At 69.0% G+C, this 13926-nt stretch carries 12 protein-coding genes and 2 pseudogenes; 5 read left to right on the top strand and 9 right to left on the bottom strand.

Going from position 1 to position 13926, the window contains the following annotated elements:
• Positions 1-30 precede the first annotated feature (30 nt).
• The 3 genes from ACWGJ5_RS36845 to ACWGJ5_RS36835 form a co-directional block, all read right to left on the bottom strand.
• Positions 31-327 (bottom strand): acyl-CoA thioesterase/BAAT N-terminal domain-containing protein, encoded by a 297-nt coding sequence (locus tag ACWGJ5_RS36845; RefSeq protein WP_453313985.1) that lies wholly within the window; start codon positions 325-327, stop codon positions 31-33.
• A gap of 477 nt (positions 328-804) precedes the next feature.
• Positions 805-2394, bottom strand: coding sequence for a S8 family serine peptidase (locus ACWGJ5_RS36840; protein WP_453313984.1), 1590 nt, complete (start codon positions 2392-2394; stop codon positions 805-807).
• 288 nt (positions 2395-2682) lie between these two features.
• A complete protein-coding gene (locus ACWGJ5_RS36835; protein WP_453313983.1) occupies positions 2683-3150 on the bottom strand; it encodes a hypothetical protein in 468 nt (155 codons plus the stop codon).
• Between the two features lie 253 nt (positions 3151-3403).
• On the opposite strand from ACWGJ5_RS36835, the pseudogene ACWGJ5_RS36830 reads away from it, so the two are divergent.
• Positions 3404-3610 (top strand): annotated as a pseudogene (locus ACWGJ5_RS36830) (Hsp70 family protein); the annotation flags it as partial.
• A 276-nt stretch (positions 3611-3886) separates the two neighbouring features.
• Here the strand turns inward: ACWGJ5_RS36830 and ACWGJ5_RS36825 are convergent.
• Both ACWGJ5_RS36825 and ACWGJ5_RS36820 read right to left on the bottom strand, forming a co-directional pair.
• Positions 3887-4708, bottom strand: coding sequence for a hypothetical protein (locus ACWGJ5_RS36825; protein WP_453313982.1), 822 nt, complete (start codon positions 4706-4708; stop codon positions 3887-3889).
• Positions 4709-4805: 97 nt separating this feature from the next.
• On the bottom strand, positions 4806-5444 hold the full coding sequence (locus ACWGJ5_RS36820; protein ID WP_453313981.1) for a papain-like cysteine protease family protein: 639 nt from the start codon (positions 5442-5444) through the stop codon (positions 4806-4808).
• Positions 5445-5695: 251 nt separating this feature from the next.
• Between ACWGJ5_RS36820 and ACWGJ5_RS36815 the strand changes: the two genes are divergently transcribed.
• Both ACWGJ5_RS36815 and ACWGJ5_RS36810 read left to right on the top strand, forming a co-directional pair.
• Positions 5696-6679, top strand: coding sequence for a hypothetical protein (locus ACWGJ5_RS36815; RefSeq protein WP_453313980.1), 984 nt, complete (start codon positions 5696-5698; stop codon positions 6677-6679).
• Positions 6680-6783: 104 nt separating this feature from the next.
• The gene (locus ACWGJ5_RS36810) at positions 6784-7044 is read left to right on the top strand and encodes a hypothetical protein (protein WP_453313979.1); all 261 of its coding nucleotides are present in this window, start codon (positions 6784-6786) and stop codon (positions 7042-7044) included.
• Positions 7045-7157: 113 nt separating this feature from the next.
• Here the strand turns inward: ACWGJ5_RS36810 and ACWGJ5_RS36805 are convergent, their stop codons facing one another.
• Positions 7158-7679 carry a helix-turn-helix domain-containing protein gene (locus tag ACWGJ5_RS36805; protein WP_453313978.1) on the bottom strand — a complete coding sequence of 174 codons (522 nt, stop codon included), beginning with the start codon at positions 7677-7679 and terminating at the stop codon, positions 7158-7160.
• 366 nt (positions 7680-8045) lie between these two features.
• On the opposite strand from ACWGJ5_RS36805, the gene ACWGJ5_RS36800 reads away from it, so the two are divergent.
• The gene (locus ACWGJ5_RS36800) at positions 8046-8603 is read left to right on the top strand and encodes a DUF3291 domain-containing protein (protein WP_453313977.1); all 558 of its coding nucleotides are present in this window, start codon (positions 8046-8048) and stop codon (positions 8601-8603) included.
• A gap of 462 nt (positions 8604-9065) precedes the next feature.
• Here the strand turns inward: ACWGJ5_RS36800 and ACWGJ5_RS36795 are convergent.
• From ACWGJ5_RS36795 to ACWGJ5_RS36785, 3 genes and pseudogenes are all read right to left on the bottom strand, one after another.
• A pseudogene (locus ACWGJ5_RS36795) lies at positions 9066-9552 on the bottom strand (IS701 family transposase); the annotation flags it as partial.
• A 137-nt stretch (positions 9553-9689) separates the two neighbouring features.
• Positions 9690-10190 (bottom strand): GNAT family N-acetyltransferase, encoded by a 501-nt coding sequence (locus tag ACWGJ5_RS36790; protein WP_453313976.1) that lies wholly within the window; start codon positions 10188-10190, stop codon positions 9690-9692.
• A gap of 1231 nt (positions 10191-11421) precedes the next feature.
• A complete protein-coding gene (locus ACWGJ5_RS36785) occupies positions 11422-11790 on the bottom strand; it encodes a hypothetical protein (protein ID WP_453313975.1) in 369 nt (122 codons plus the stop codon).
• Between the two features lie 368 nt (positions 11791-12158).
• Between ACWGJ5_RS36785 and ACWGJ5_RS36780 the strand changes: the two genes are divergently transcribed.
• The gene (locus ACWGJ5_RS36780; RefSeq protein ID WP_453313974.1) at positions 12159-13919 is read left to right on the top strand and encodes an outer membrane protein assembly factor BamB family protein; all 1761 of its coding nucleotides are present in this window, start codon (positions 12159-12161) and stop codon (positions 13917-13919) included.
• Positions 13920-13926 lie beyond the last annotated feature (7 nt).

The raw sequence follows: 13926 nt of genomic DNA, 5'->3' as shown, positions 1-13926 counted from the left end.
GGCGTACGCGCTCTTGCACGGATGTGCCAATCAGCGCGTTCTCCTTTTACGTCGTCTGACGGCGATGGCCTTTCGGCCCGCCTCAGGGTCGGCGAGCCCGTACGTCGCACCAGGGAGCGAGATCCGGGTAGCGGGGGCGAAGGATTCCTCATCGGGGTCGCCGGAAGGCGGCCTCATCGACCAGAGCAGGTCCATGCCGTCGACCTTGTCGTACGTCTCCAACTGCGGCCGCATCGCGGTGTGGCCGACAATGCCGTGGTCATCCGCGGCGAAGGTCGCCTGTGCTCGCCAGACCCTGCCGTCGTAAGCGGTCGCCGAGGGCCCCACGACGACGCCCCGGTCGTGGTTACAAGGTCCATGATCTTGATGTGTACGGGCTGATCGGCCAAGGCCACCGGCGCGTCTACGTCGGTGGTTACCCCTGCTCCCACCGCCTCAGGAATGATCCATTAGGTTCGCCACTGGTAACTGCGGGAGTCAAGTCGGCGCCGCTTCGGCAGGCTTGGCTCGGCCGTGATCCCGAGATGAACGGCCCGTGGGTAGCAGCCCCCCGTTCAGGAGCTGGAAAGAGCGACTGCGTCACGTCGGCATTGGCGAGTCGGCCAGCGCGACGACGCGACGGGCGAACGGTCACCAGCCGGTGAGCCACGGCTCCTTCGTCCAGCCGGGGACGGCCTTCTTCTGGGCCCGTAGCCTGGCCAAGGGGGTGAGGAGCGCCCTGTTCGGGCGGGCTTCTGAGTGCTGGGGAAGACGTTCGAAGTCGCGTGCGTCGCGTCGGGCGTTGTGTGCTTGTCGCGGAGGGAGCTAACCCGCCATGGACGGGGCGTAGGGCGCCAGGGGTGGGGCGAGCTGGATGCCGGGGGCCAAGCCGAGTGCGACGAGGGCATCGGGCAGGCCGCGGCCGACGCGAGCCGCCTCCAGCGTGCCTTGGGCGGCCAGTTGGCGGCAGCTGGCGGCGATGATCTCGAACAGGTGCTGCACCCTGCCCGGTCCGCGGGGCAGCAGCTGGCCGTGGAAGTCCTCGTGGTGGGCGAGAATGAGTGCGGCCAGGCCGGCGATGTGTGCCGAGGCCGTGCCGGTGCCGTCCAGGGCCGTGTAGCCGCCTTGCGGGGCGCAGGACAGGACCGCCACGCCGGGCGCGGCTGCATCGACTCCTGGGCCGTGGCAGCTGAACGGTGCCGCGAAGAGCCCTTCTGGGCTCAACTGCGGTCCCATATGGGTGGCTTGGGAGGTGTCCTGCGGGTAGGTACCGAGGGCTCCCAGCGCGCCCACGGCGAATACGGTGGGCAGCGAGGCCGGGAAGGAGACGGGCCCGCCGGTGTCCCCCGCCGGGGCCACGCAGGCGATGCCCGCCGAGTTGGCGTCGGCGAGCTTGCGGGAGAGCAGTGCTGAGGGGTACGGGACCGCCACCGCCACGTGGGCGATGTCGACCTCGTGCTCGATGCAGTGGTCCAGGGCAGCGATCAGGTCACTGAAGTGCCCGTCGGGCATCACCTGGCAGACCTCGATCTCGGCGTCGACCGCGATGCCGATGACGCCCTTGCCGGTGTCCGCCCCGGCGATGATGCCCGCCGCATGGGTACCGCTGCCAAGAGTGTCGTGCGCCCAGCCCTCGTCCGAGCCGCGTACGAGGTCGACCCCGGAGCGCACCCGTTGCCTCAGATCGGGGTGTTCGGTGCTGACGCCCGATCCGATGGCCGCGATTCTGATGCCGAAGGCACGGAAGGTGGGGGGCAGCCGGTCCACTCGCATGGCTTGCTGGCCCCAGCCGTACTGCTGCCGCTGCTCCAGATCAGGGTAGACCTTGGTGAGTGGGGTGAGGGTGACGAGGTTCTCCTGGGTTGCCGAGAGGTCGGGGCGGGGGATCCAGCGGTCCGTGTAGTCGCCCGTGGGCCGCACGTACAGGGACTGGATGGACTCCGCCGTGTCCGTCGCGAGCGTGATCGTGGCCGTCCCGTCGGTTCCGGTGATGCCCTGGGCCGGCCAGGTCGCACCGATGAGGAACACCCCTGCGCCGGCCAGCGGTTCGCCGTCAGGGCCACAGACACGCAGCGCGATCTCGACGGGTTGCTCCAAAGGAGTGACCAGCCCCGGGTCGGGCAGCGGCAGCAGCCCTGCCGGGGGCGCGGATACGGGCCCGGTCCCGGCCAGCGGCAGGTCCGGTTCGATGTGCACGTGCAGCGACCGCATCGCCGGCACCTGGGCCTCGGCCGCCTCGACCACCACCAGCTCTGGGCAGGCCGGGTATAGGCCGGCGACCTTCAGCTTCTCCGACGGCCGGAGCCTTCGGACGACCGTGACCTCGGGCATCTGCTCCAATTGGTCGCACACCGCGTCCATGCCCAGTTCGTGAACACCCGGTGGCAGGAGCTGCTGCGGCAGGGGCGTGACCATGTACCGCACCCTGCGCGGCTGCACCGTGATCGGTGACGGCGCGCCCGTACGGCGTGGTTGTGCTTCCATGCCTTCGGGTCCGGGCCCACCGGCCCCCGAGCCCTCTGATCCGCTCTCGCGGTTGTTTCGGGGTTTGCTCCCGGGCCTTTCCTTGACCATTACGTCCACCTTCACCACGCCTCTGTCGTTCTTGGTTCCTGATCCGGTGCCGGGCGGCTAGCGCTTCCACGGTGATGCGGTGTGCCCAAGAACCAGCCTTGAGCACACCGCATCGCGCGCCGCCGGATGTCAGCCGATGCCGAAGGACTGACCCATCGGACCGAAGCCGAAGCCGGGCTGCTGGTACTGCGGGAACTGCTGGCCGAACGACTGGGGGCCGTAACCGCCGCCCCACTGCTGCTGGCCCGGCATGCCCTGCTGGCTCTGCTGGCTCTGCTGGAGCAGCGTCACGATCGCCGTAGGCAGTGCCTGCTGCACGGACTGCTCCACCGCGCTCCGGACGCCCTGCTGCAGCGTGTGATGCAGCGCGAGGGCGAGGTAGGGGTGCGCCTGGTGGGCCATGCCCTGCTGCTGGAGCTGCTGCTGGACCTGCTGGATCTGCTGCAGCGTCTGCTGCATGCGCTGGGCGATCTGCTGGCTCGCCTGCTGGCAGGCCTGCTGGATGGCCTGCTGGACGACCTGTGCGAGCTGGCCCTGCGGGGCGCCGATCTGCTGGCCGAACTGCTGCTGGGGCTGCGTCCCGGTCATTACCGACATGAATGCTCCATTCGATGCCATGGGAAAGCCAACATAAGGAATGATGTTGGCCTTATCGGAATAAAACCGACGTGTCGAAGCTAAGTTGACGAGGTCGCGACCGCAATCGGACGGGTGGCTCGTGGGGAGGAACCCCCCGATCGGACGCGACCGGTGAACCGTTGGTGGAGCGGCAGGATGGGCTGCCACTGATGGCGCCGGCGGGCGATCGCTCACCCGATCGGGCCCGTAGGCGTCGTGGACGAGACCTGGCTTGGCCCGCGAGGCGCAGGAGCGTGCCGAGGAGGACTGCAGGCACCGGGAGGCCGCTGAGACCGGCAACCAGGCCGAACAGTTCGTCTGCTCCATTGCGAACCCCATCAGGGACAACCCGGACAAGATCCTGGCGGACGCCAAGAGCGAGACGGAGGGCGCGCTCACTGAGCTGAAGGTGAAGCCGGAGGGCGAGGACACGGCCGTGATCCGGCAGGCCATGGAACGTGCGGCCGAGGCGGCGCAGAAGGTCGGTACGGCGACGTACGAGCGGTCTCGCACCGAGAGCACGACGATGTCGGCGACCCGACGCTTCCACGACGGCCGCCTCGACCAGGTGGGGAGCGGCCGCATGAGTGGTGTGAGTCAAGCCCATGCCGTTGATGTCGACCTGGGCCGACATTCCCCGCGCGGGCTGGCGGACAGCCCCCGTGCGCCAGACCGGGTGGGTCTGGGCAGGGGGGCGCGGGGCCGGGGAGGCGGCTCAGCTGACGTGGCGCGTCCGCCGCACGCGGCGGACGCCGAAGCAGGCGCCAAGCAAGGCGGCGACGACGGTGACGGTGGCGCCCGCGGTGACGTCTGCCCTTGCGGTCGCCGCGGGTATGGCGGCCGCGCGCGGAGGCGCGGCCGTACCGCCGTAACCGCCTCCCTCGCCGGCCCGGTCGTAGGCGGATTCCGGGAGCTTGTCGCCGTATTTCGCGTGTACCAGGCGCTGATAGGCGGCCAGGGTCACACCGGCCTTCCCCACCGCGCGCCGCGCGTCGGGGTCGAGCGGCAGCACACGGCCGTCGCGCACCACGTACCAGGCGTCGATCTGCGGTTCCCGGAAGACGGTTCCCATGCCGTGCGCCCGGCTGACGTACTCGGTCTCGTCACCGCCGGTCGCGATGTTGACGACCTTCCACCCCTTCGCCGTCCGTACGGTCCACACCGAGGCGACCTGGCCGTCCGCGGAGACCGCCCTGCTCGCGACGAACTGCGGGTCGGCGACGGGGGCGCTCGGGCGTCCGGCGACGAACCTCGGGTCGAGGAAGTAGACGGTTACCGACGGGCCGAGCAGGTGTGGCCGGGCCGCGCTCTGCGCGATCGCGCCATCGCGGGCGAAGAAGCGCGAGAGGGTGAGGAGGGTGGCTGGGGTTGACGCCGCCTCACGCGCCTGAGCGGTGTCGGCGGTGGTGAAGGGCGGGGGGAAGTCGTCGGTGGCCGCCGCGTGCGCGGTGGTGGGGGCGAGTCCGCCGAGGGCCGCGGTGGCGGCGAGCATCGCGACTGCCGCGCTCTTGCGGACCGGGCTGCCGTCGGCGGGCACTTGCCAGTTCCGTGTGCGGCGCTTCGGTGGTGCCGGGGTTGGTGACGTGCCGCTCGATGACGTCTGGATCGGTGACGTGCGGATGGGGGGCATGGGGTCACGCTCCGATCCGGTAGAGCGAGTGGGTCCACGTGAACGAGTTGTTGTTCACGTAGAAGTCGTAATCCCCCCAGTTGTAGCGGTAGTTGGAGGGCCACGGGTCGCCCCAGTAGACTTGATCGTCTGAGGTGTCGTAGCCGTAGAGCACATGCATGTGCCCGCCCCCGGAGCTCCACTCGATGCGTGACTCGACGGGGCGGCCGGCGTTGATCTCCTGCTGCACGGTGCTGAAGCGCAGATAACCCCTCATGTACGTACCGGGGTTGATGCCCATCCAGTCGAGGGCGTTCTGCACGTCGTCCAACGCCGCCTGCCAGTTGCCGCAGGTGGTGCCCTGAGGTCGATTGAAAGCGGCGTCGCAGAACTGGTTCTGGGTGTAGTCGCGCCCGAACCATGACGCGATGGTGTCGCCGCTCGCCGCCCAGCACCAGTTGCTCTTCTCCTGCGCCTGCATGGTGATGTTGAGGCGCTTGGCTGCGGGAGCGGCGGTGTGAACGGTGGCCCGAGGTGCTATGTGCGGAGCGGAATGCTCAGCGGCGTGAGCGGTGGCCGTCGGCACGAGGGCCGGCGTCAGGGCGGCGACGGCCGCGAGGACCGCGGACGCCAGCGGTCTACGGTCACGGGTGGTAGGGGACATGGCGTTCCTCCCAGTCAGAGTGGGGGTGGAGGAGCGCGTCCGGACGCTGCGACAGCAGCATCGATCTCTTGTCGGGTTCCGGTCAATGAGGTTATCCACAGGGCTGGCCGCGAAGTGAACCACACCCGTACGGTTGTGAACGCACAGCAGGTACCAGCAGGTGGTAACGCACGTAGCACCCCGTTCCGGGACGGGGACAGTGAATGTTCACAGTTGAATGATCAGAGGGGGTGGGGGAGGGGAGGGGCTCAATGCCAGCACACGGTTCCGATCGCCGGGCCACCCCGCGTCCCGGTGACCCAGCCCTCGGCTCGTCCCGTCGCCTCACCCTTGAGGCCGAACTCGCCGAAGCCCTGCGCACCGGACCGTTCTCCGCCGCGCTCCGGGCCGCGCTTGCCGCACGCGGGCTGGCTCTGCAGCGTGTGCAACACCGGCTCGCCCAGCGCGGCATACGTGTCGGTGTGACCAGTCTCAGCTACTGGCAGCGCGGTGTGCGGCGGCCCGAGCGGCCCGAGTCGCTTCGTGCCGTCACCGCGCTTGAGGAGGTTCTGGAGCTTCCCCCGCACGCCCTCACTCGCCTGATAGGCCCGCGTGCCACCAGCGACCATCCACCGGCCCGCCCGTATCGCACCCTCCTCGAACCCGCCGCCGCGCTCGAGTCGCTGCTGGCGAGCCTGGCGGCACCGGCGGACGGTGGGCTGCACACCGTGATCCACTGCGAACACGTTCACATCGGTGCCCATCGAGAGCTCGCCGCCCGCGACTCGCAGCACGTCGTACGGGCCCACCGCGATGGCGTCGACCGCTATCTCGCCATCCACCACGGCGACCCGGGATGCGATACGGAACGGGTTCGGGTACGAGGTCTCGGCAACTGCCGGGTCGGGCGGATCCGGCGCCATGGCGCTTCGGGGGTGATCGTCGTTGAGCTCCTCTTCGACGGGCGGTTAAGAGTCGGGGAGACCGCCGTCCTGGGGTACCGCTTCGAGGACGGAACCGGCGCGCCCAGCCATGAGTACGTTCGCGGCTTCACCTACGGCGGCGGTCAGTATGTCCTCCAGGTCGGCTTCGACCGCGCCGCCCTGCCCGTCCACTGCCGCCGCTTCGCCCGCTCCTCGGCGACCGCCCCTCGCGAGGCGGTCGCCGATCTGACACTGAACGCCTATGGCTCGGTCCACCTCGTGGAGCAGCAGATACGGCCGGGCGTCCTCGGCATCACATGGGAGTGGGACTAGGGTGGTATATCGAACATGCAGGTCACAGCCACTCATTGATGGCCGCTACGAAGACCGTCGTCTCGTAGCGGACTGCGGCAGAACCGGTGGCAAAACGGCAGGCGGTGCGGTTTCACGAGTACGGCGGGATCGATGTGCTGCGGGTGGAGGAGGTGGAGCGGCCGGTGCGGGGTCCTGGGCAGGTGCTGGTCGAGGTCCGCGCGGCCGGGATCCAGCCCGGGGAGGCGCACATCCGCACGGGCGCGCTGCACGAACGCTGGCCGGCGGCGTTTCCCTCCGGGCACGGCAGCGATCTGGCTGGTGTCGGGACGATGCCGGTGCGTTCTTCGGTGCGGCCGAACACCTTCGCGGCGTGGACGTCGTAGGCGGCGAGGTAGGCCAGGGCACCAGCGCGTCCGTAGGTGCGATTGACGCGCATCGCCCTGGCCTTGCCGGGGGCGAGGGTGGGGTGGCAGCGGCACCGGGTCTGGATGGAGGCCTACTCGTCCGCGCTGATCACGTACTCGTCATCGCCGTGCTGTTCGCCCTGCCAGGTGCGGGCGTACAGGTCCAGCACCCAGGCGGCCTTCAGCCGGAAGCCGGGGCTGGTGGTGAAGATCCAGGAGCGGCGCTGCCAGGGCTTGAGCGCGTCCTGGGCCAGCCGGCGACGCACGGTCGACGCCGACATGAACGGGGCGATGCCCCGCCGGGCGGCCTCGCGGGCCAGTTCCGGGCACGGCCAGCGTGAGAGCGGTACTTCACTCTCGGCAGGCAGCCGGCAGGCCGGCGACTTGACCTCGTCGGCCTGCAGGGGTGTGAACGAGGAGGGACGGCCGCAGCGTTGACGGTCTTTGAGCCCGGGCAGGCCTGCCCGGGCGAACCGGCCACGCCAGCGGCGCACGGTGGCCACATGCAGCCCCGTCTCCCGGGCGATGCATACGGTGGAGCGTTCATGCGCGGCGTGCAGCACCACCTGTGCACGCACCCGCAGTCGGTGCTCGGTCTTGTGGCCGTAGGCCATCTTCTTCAACCCACGCGTTCGGCGGCACTCGGGGCTATCGGACAGGGGGTGCGGACGGGCATGGCGGGCTAACCGATCGGCCGAAGTGGATCAGCGGTACCCCCGCAGCCTGCCCCGCCCGTCACCGCCCGCCCCCGCAATGACCGGTGCAAGAGGCCACTTGGACAGGGAAAACGCAACTTCGACATGGCCCGCTAAAAGGAGCTACCTTCACCTGGTCTTCGGCGATCGCCCACGGTCGCACAGGAGTTCCTTCAGGCTCAGCCACCCGCGACGGGATGAGTTGGTCACGCCCCACGAATCCTCGCCCCATGCATGAGCCACCGAACCGGGTTCACACCAGGCACCCCAACCAGGGAGAGACGCATGCCCCATCTTGCTCTTTACACATTCGGCGTCCTGAAGTCACCACTTGCCGATCCCGCACCTCTCACGTGCGAGTTCTACGACATTGGTGAGGCCGTTTACCGGAAGATCAGTCAGCACGCCGGATACCTCGCGCGTGCTGAAGCGGCAGACGGTGACCGGGGCGCGCTCTTCGAGGCAGACTGGGGTGCATGGGGAGAGTTTGCCGTACCGACTTGGTACGGCAAGGGCCGTACGTTGGAAACCACCGCCCTGGCCGCGACCCTCTCACTCTGGACCGACCTGCGCCCCGCCTTCGACGCCGTCTACACCGGTCTGCACCGTGAGGCGCTGAACAGGCGTTACGACTGGTTCGAGAGGACAGGGCACCCAAACTACGTGTTCTGGTGGGTCTCCGACGGCGTGATACCCACCTGGCGGGACGGGGTTTCCAGGCTGGAGTACCTCCACGACCACGGCTCCGCGCCACACGCCTTCACCTTCCACGACTCGTTCGCCCCGGACGGAACTCCGACCAGGATCAAAGGCATCGGGCCGAAGAGCGACCAGGTTCGCTGACAAGGAAGCCTGAACGACTGGGTTCGCTGCCAAAGGCCTCGATCGAATGACGGCGAACAGATGCGTCTGCGCTACGGCGGATCCGCTACTACCTGGGGCTTCGCCCTCTACCTCGCGAGCACCGATGAGCACCAAGACGCCACCCTGCCGACCAACGGCTTCGCCGACACCCCCAACGACGCCCTCGACTGCGCCTGCGGCCTCTACCTCACCGACCCCAGCACCTGCCCCTCGCACCACACACAACACAGGCTCCACAGTCAACCCCCGAAGGATTTACGGAGCCGACCACTAAGTCGTCAAGTGGACGGAGTCGATGCCTGTGTAGTTGTGCCGACTGTTCGATTGCGGGCGCAAGGGGGAGCTTCGGTGGACGTGGTGCGCATCATGGAGTCGCTGGCCGGACAGGGGGTCACGGTGCTGTTCAAGGCTGACGCCGGGCGCATGCGCGAGGGCATGGAATCGGCCGATCATGCGGGCGGCGAGCTCCGGCTCGGTCTCGCAAGACGGTGTCCTCGTCCAGGCCCGCGGCCCGCATCGCACGTCCACGTGCGCGGGATGTACAGCTCCCGGTCCACCGCCGCGTGCCCGCGCGCTCCCGCGTGGACGAGGTAGACAGCGACCTGCGAGTTCTCGATCCTCCCGGCAGTACCGGTGTACTGGCGCTGTACACCCACGGTGTACGTGCCCTTCTTCACGTCTCCGGTCCCATCGACCACGAGCACCGCGTCCTCATGGTGCAGGCGCGCGACGACCTATTCGCGCATGTTGCAGGCGTCCCACTTGGCCCGGCCGAGCAGGCGCTGCATGCCGTCGGGGTGGCTTCCCCGGCCCGCTCGGCAATGCTCCAGCAGTTATTGCGCGGCAGGTCCGACAGCAGCCCCAGCACCAAGTTCCTCATCCGGCGCCGAGGTTCAACCCGTGCGAACCGGACCGCTCTCCGGCCCATGAGAACCTCGCGCCTCCTGCCAGCGGGCAGGATCTACACTGTGACCCGAGGCCACCGCATGGTCTTCAGTCTTCACACACCGATGATCAGCGGTGGCCGCAGCCTTCCCGCAGCCGGTCCACCCACAAGATCACGGTCTACGGCTGGAGTACCAGGTCGAGCTGATACCAGGTGCCCGGCTTACCGCCGAGGTCGGGCGGGTCTGCCGGGCCAACCGGGATGAACCCGGCCTTGGTCAGCACCCTCTGGGACGCGGCATTGTTACGGGAGGTGGCCGCCCGCAGTGTGCGCAGCCCGTGCCGCGCCACCGCCAGCCGGCACAGCTCCCGGACGGCCGCGGTCGCCACGCCGCGGCCGGCGACGTGCTGCGCGACCCGGTAACCGAGCTCAGCAGTGCCGTCCCCGAAGCGGTACAGGTTGAACCGGCCCAGAACCGAGCCATCCTCGGCAACGAACACGTAGAAGGCGCCAGTGCCGGCCTCTTGCTCAGCCAACAAGGCGCTGTACCGGTCGGTGAACTGGTCGAAGAACTCGTCACCGCGGTCGGAGACCGAGGCAGCGAAGTAGGCGCGGTTGGCCAGCTCGAAGGCCAGGACCGCCGGGGCATGGCCGGCATGCAGCCGCTTCAGCTCGGGCACCGCCCGACTCTACCCGGATGATGCGTTGAGGCCACCTGAGTTTCCGACAGCGGCAGACAGCCCCAAGACCAGGGCACGTAATGATCTACGGCTGCAGTACTGCGCCACGACCGTGGCGTTATCGCCTCCCGGGCTCTCACCGCCGTCTGCGCACCGCTCGTCGTACTGGCCGCGCCGCCGGGTACGAAACGCCCTGGACGCCGTGGCGCTGTCGTCCGCGTGCGCGGTCCCATGACCGCGCGCGGACTTTGGCCAGCCACAGAGCCTCTGCAGCGATGACGCGGCGCGTCCAGGGCCTACCAATCCTCCTGGTCATGTGGACCGGAAGCACTCGGCCGGGCACCGTCGCGGCAGCTCCATGCGGCGCCACCTTCTCAACGAACCCGCCTCGCAGAAGGTCACCGAAGCAGGGGTCATAGCCGAGTGTCGTCTGACGCCCGACGACGAACCGGCTGGTGGCGAACAGCCGCGCCGACGGACGCCCTAAGGCGCCATCGTCCATGCCGCGCTTCCAAGAGCCCGCGCTCGGGCGGCTGACCGGGTGGCACCGGATCGGCGTACGGACGGGGTATCGGGCCGAGCGGCGCAGCGCCTCCTGACGGATCCATCCGTCGCGGTGACCGGCGGGGTTCGTGGAGCTGCTGAAGTGTCGCCATGGCCAGGGCCGATCTGAAGGGCAACCTCTACAAGATCTGGATTCGAACGTCGTCGGGGACGTACCTCCCTCCTCCGGTGCACGCGGTGGAGATTCCGAAGCAGCAGGGAGGTGGCATGAGAATGCTCGGCATTCCCACGGTCGCTGACCGCGTTCCGCAGCCCTTGGCGGCCCGGCACCTGGGCGTCCGAGTGGATCTTGTTTTCCGTGAGGATACCTAGGGATACCGGCCGAACCGGTCGGCCCTGGACGCGGTAGAGCGTTGCTGTGAACGGTGTTCCCTCGGGCCACCCGACCCGAGCCCGGCGATGAGGTGCGCTCCCCTGGATTCCCGGTCGGTCCTTTCATGGAGCTCGGCACGGTTCTGGTCATAGCGGCCGAGCAGGAGAGTATGCGGGCGTGCAGGATGCTGGGGAACGAACTGCGGCCCCTACCGGCTCCCGTCGGTGGCGGCGCGGGTCATGTGCTGAGCGTGTCAGTTGTCGGCTTCGTTCTCGGGCCCGGGTGCGTCGCCGATGGCGACGCGGAGGTCATGTCTGCCTCGCAGGATGTCGATGAGGGCCTCTTCCGCCCCGCTCAGAATGCGGCCTTCCGGCCCGGTGGCACGTGCTCTGCCTCGGGTTCGGAGACGTGCAGCGCGGTGCGCTGCAGCCGGTTCGTCAGGACGTTGGCCGCGTGACCAAGGTCCGTTCCTACCTGTTCCCCCCAACCGAGCAATGCTTCAAGGACGTCCTCCATCCCCCCTTCCTCGGTCAGACGCGTTGCGGCGGTGATCTCAAGCTCCGTTTTCGTCGGCAGTCTGCCCAACAGGTGAAGGTGGTCTGCTTCCTGCGGGCTCTCGGGTCGCTTCTGCGGATCTGGCACCGGCTCGGCCACAAGGGCGGCCAGCGCCGCGTAAATCTGCTCAGCACCTACCGGGCGCTCGCTACTGCTGGGAGCGGGCACGACGCGTGCGCGGCGCGTCGACGTCGCCTGGGTGAGGGGCTGTTGGGTCCAGCGGTGCGGGTGTTGCGGCGGCGGCGCCTGGTTGCCCTGTCGAACCGGCGGGGCAGAGGCCGCACGGATGAGACGTTGGACGTGTCCGGTCAACCGATCGAATCGGTCAGCGACACCCTCATGTGCCGACTCGACGGCGAACGTCGGGGAGTTGAGGAGGCCCGGCCGGCGGCCTCGGCCCCTGTGTCTGTTGCTCCCTGGGAATGAATCCGTCGTCGTGCCGCGAGCTGGTTGCCCGAGTACCTGAGTGGACGTCATGACAATCGGCTTCGGCCGGAGTTGAGCGGCCAAGCGAACTGGAGACCAGGGCGGATCATATGACACGACTCACGTCAGGGACGAACCGACGAACCGGGGAAGGAGGGGGAAGACGGAGACTGCTGCGGCTGAAGGGCGCCGCGGCGGCGGGCCTACTACTGCTCGGGCTCGCCTCCCAGGCACAGGCCATCGACGCCACCGTCTCGCTGGACAACAAGCGCACGGGGTGGGACGCGAAGGAGCCGAACCTGTCGCCGGCTCAGGTGTCCTCGTCGAGCTTCGGACGGCGCTGGTCCACCGCGGTGAACGGCTCGGTGCTCGCCCAGCCGCTCGTCACCGGCAAGAACGTGGTCGTCGCCACCGAGAACAACTACGTCTACGGCATCGACGCCGTCACCGGGAAGACGAACTGGACCCGCCAGCTCGGCCCGGCCTGGCCCACCTCGGCGGTCAACTGCGGAGACCCCGCGCCGCACACGGGGATCACCTCCACCCCGGTGTACGACCCGTCGTCCAACACCGTCTATCTCACCAGCAAGGTCAACGACGGCGCGGACGTGAAGCACCCGCACTGGTACTTCCACGCGATGAGCGCCTCCACCGGCGCCGAGCGCGCGGGTTGGCCGGTTCGGATCGAGGGCACGCCGACCAACAGCCCCGGCCATCCGTTCAACGCGTTCACCGCCTTGCAGCGTCCGGGTCTGCTGCTGCTGAACGGCAGGGTGTACGCGGGCTTCGCCTCCCACTGCGACTTCGGTCCGTACGTCGGCCAGGTGGCCGGGGTGAAGATCGGCACCCGCGGCCTGACCCTGTGGTCCACCGAGGCCGGCTCCGACAAGCAGGAGGCCGGTATCTGGCAGAGCGGCGGCGGGCTGGTCTCGGACGGCTCCGGCCGGATCTTCCTCACCACCGGCAACGGCGCCGGCACGGGCTCCTCGCCGGGCGTCGGCCCGGGCAACAAACCGCCCGGCCACCTCGGCGAGTCGGTGGTCCGGCTCGGCGTGAACAGCAACGGCAGCCTCTCGGCCCGGGACTTCTTCAGCCCGACCAACAACCGGACACTGGACCACAACGACACCGACCTCGGCTCGGGCGGACCGGTCGCGCTGCCCGACGGCCTCGGCACCACCGCGCACCCGCACCTGCTGGTGCAGGTCGGCAAGGACGGCCGGATCTTCCTGCTGGACCGGGACAACCTGGGTGGCGTGGGCCAGGGTCCGAACGGCACGGACAAACCGGTGAGCGTGGCCGGACCGTTCGAGGGTATCTGGGGCCACCCCGCTGTCTGGGGCGGTGGCGGAGGCTACGTGTACACGGTGGCCACAGACAACGGCAACGGCCACTCGCCGCTGCGCGCGCTGAAGTTCGGGGTGAACAGTGCCGGCATTCCGAAGCTGACCAGCGTGGGCACCAGCAACGAGGGCTTCGGCTACGGCTCCGGCTCTCCCCTGGTCACCTCCAACGGAACGGCCCGCGGCTCCGCACTGGTCTGGGCAGTCTGGTCCGGCTCCGGCCCCGGTGGTGTCGGCGGTGAACTGCGGGTCTACGACGCGGTGCCCGTGGGCGGTGTCATGCACCTGCGCCGCGAATTCCCGATCGGCACGGCGGCCAAGTTCGTGGTCCCCGCCACTGACGGCGGCCGGGTCTACGTGGGGACCCGGGACGGCCACCTGGTGGCCTTCGGCACCGCCGCTCCGCCCGCTGCTTCGCCCGCCGCTCCGCCCGCTGCTTCGCCCGCCGCTCCGCCCACCGCTCCGCCCGCCGCCACTACGCCCGGTGGGTGCCGTCCCTGTGAGGAGTCGGCCAAGCACGTGTCCTGAGCCTTCG

The organism is Streptomyces sp. NPDC054783, from assembly GCF_053611725.1.
This window is presented reverse-complemented; position numbering and strand designations above follow the sequence as displayed.

What these genes read in the sequence shown, in the direction of transcription:
- ACWGJ5_RS36840 (WP_453313984.1), bottom strand. Translation starts at nt 2,394, where the DNA reads ATGGTCACGCCCCTGCCGCAGCAGCTCCTGCCACCGGGTGTTCACGAA.
- ACWGJ5_RS36805 (WP_453313978.1), bottom strand. Translation starts at nt 7,679, where the DNA reads ATGGCCTACGGCCACAAGACCGAGCACCGACTGCGGGTGCGTGCACAG.
- ACWGJ5_RS36815 (WP_453313980.1), top strand. Translation starts at nt 5,696, where the DNA reads ATGCCAGCACACGGTTCCGATCGCCGGGCCACCCCGCGTCCCGGTGAC.
- ACWGJ5_RS36820 (WP_453313981.1), bottom strand. Translation starts at nt 5,444, where the DNA reads ATGTCCCCTACCACCCGTGACCGTAGACCGCTGGCGTCCGCGGTCCTC.
- ACWGJ5_RS36800 (WP_453313977.1), top strand. Translation starts at nt 8,046, where the DNA reads ATGCCCCATCTTGCTCTTTACACATTCGGCGTCCTGAAGTCACCACTT.
- ACWGJ5_RS36835 (WP_453313983.1), bottom strand. Translation starts at nt 3,150, where the DNA reads ATGTCGGTAATGACCGGGACGCAGCCCCAGCAGCAGTTCGGCCAGCAG.
- ACWGJ5_RS36780 (WP_453313974.1), top strand. Translation starts at nt 12,159, where the DNA reads ATGACACGACTCACGTCAGGGACGAACCGACGAACCGGGGAAGGAGGG.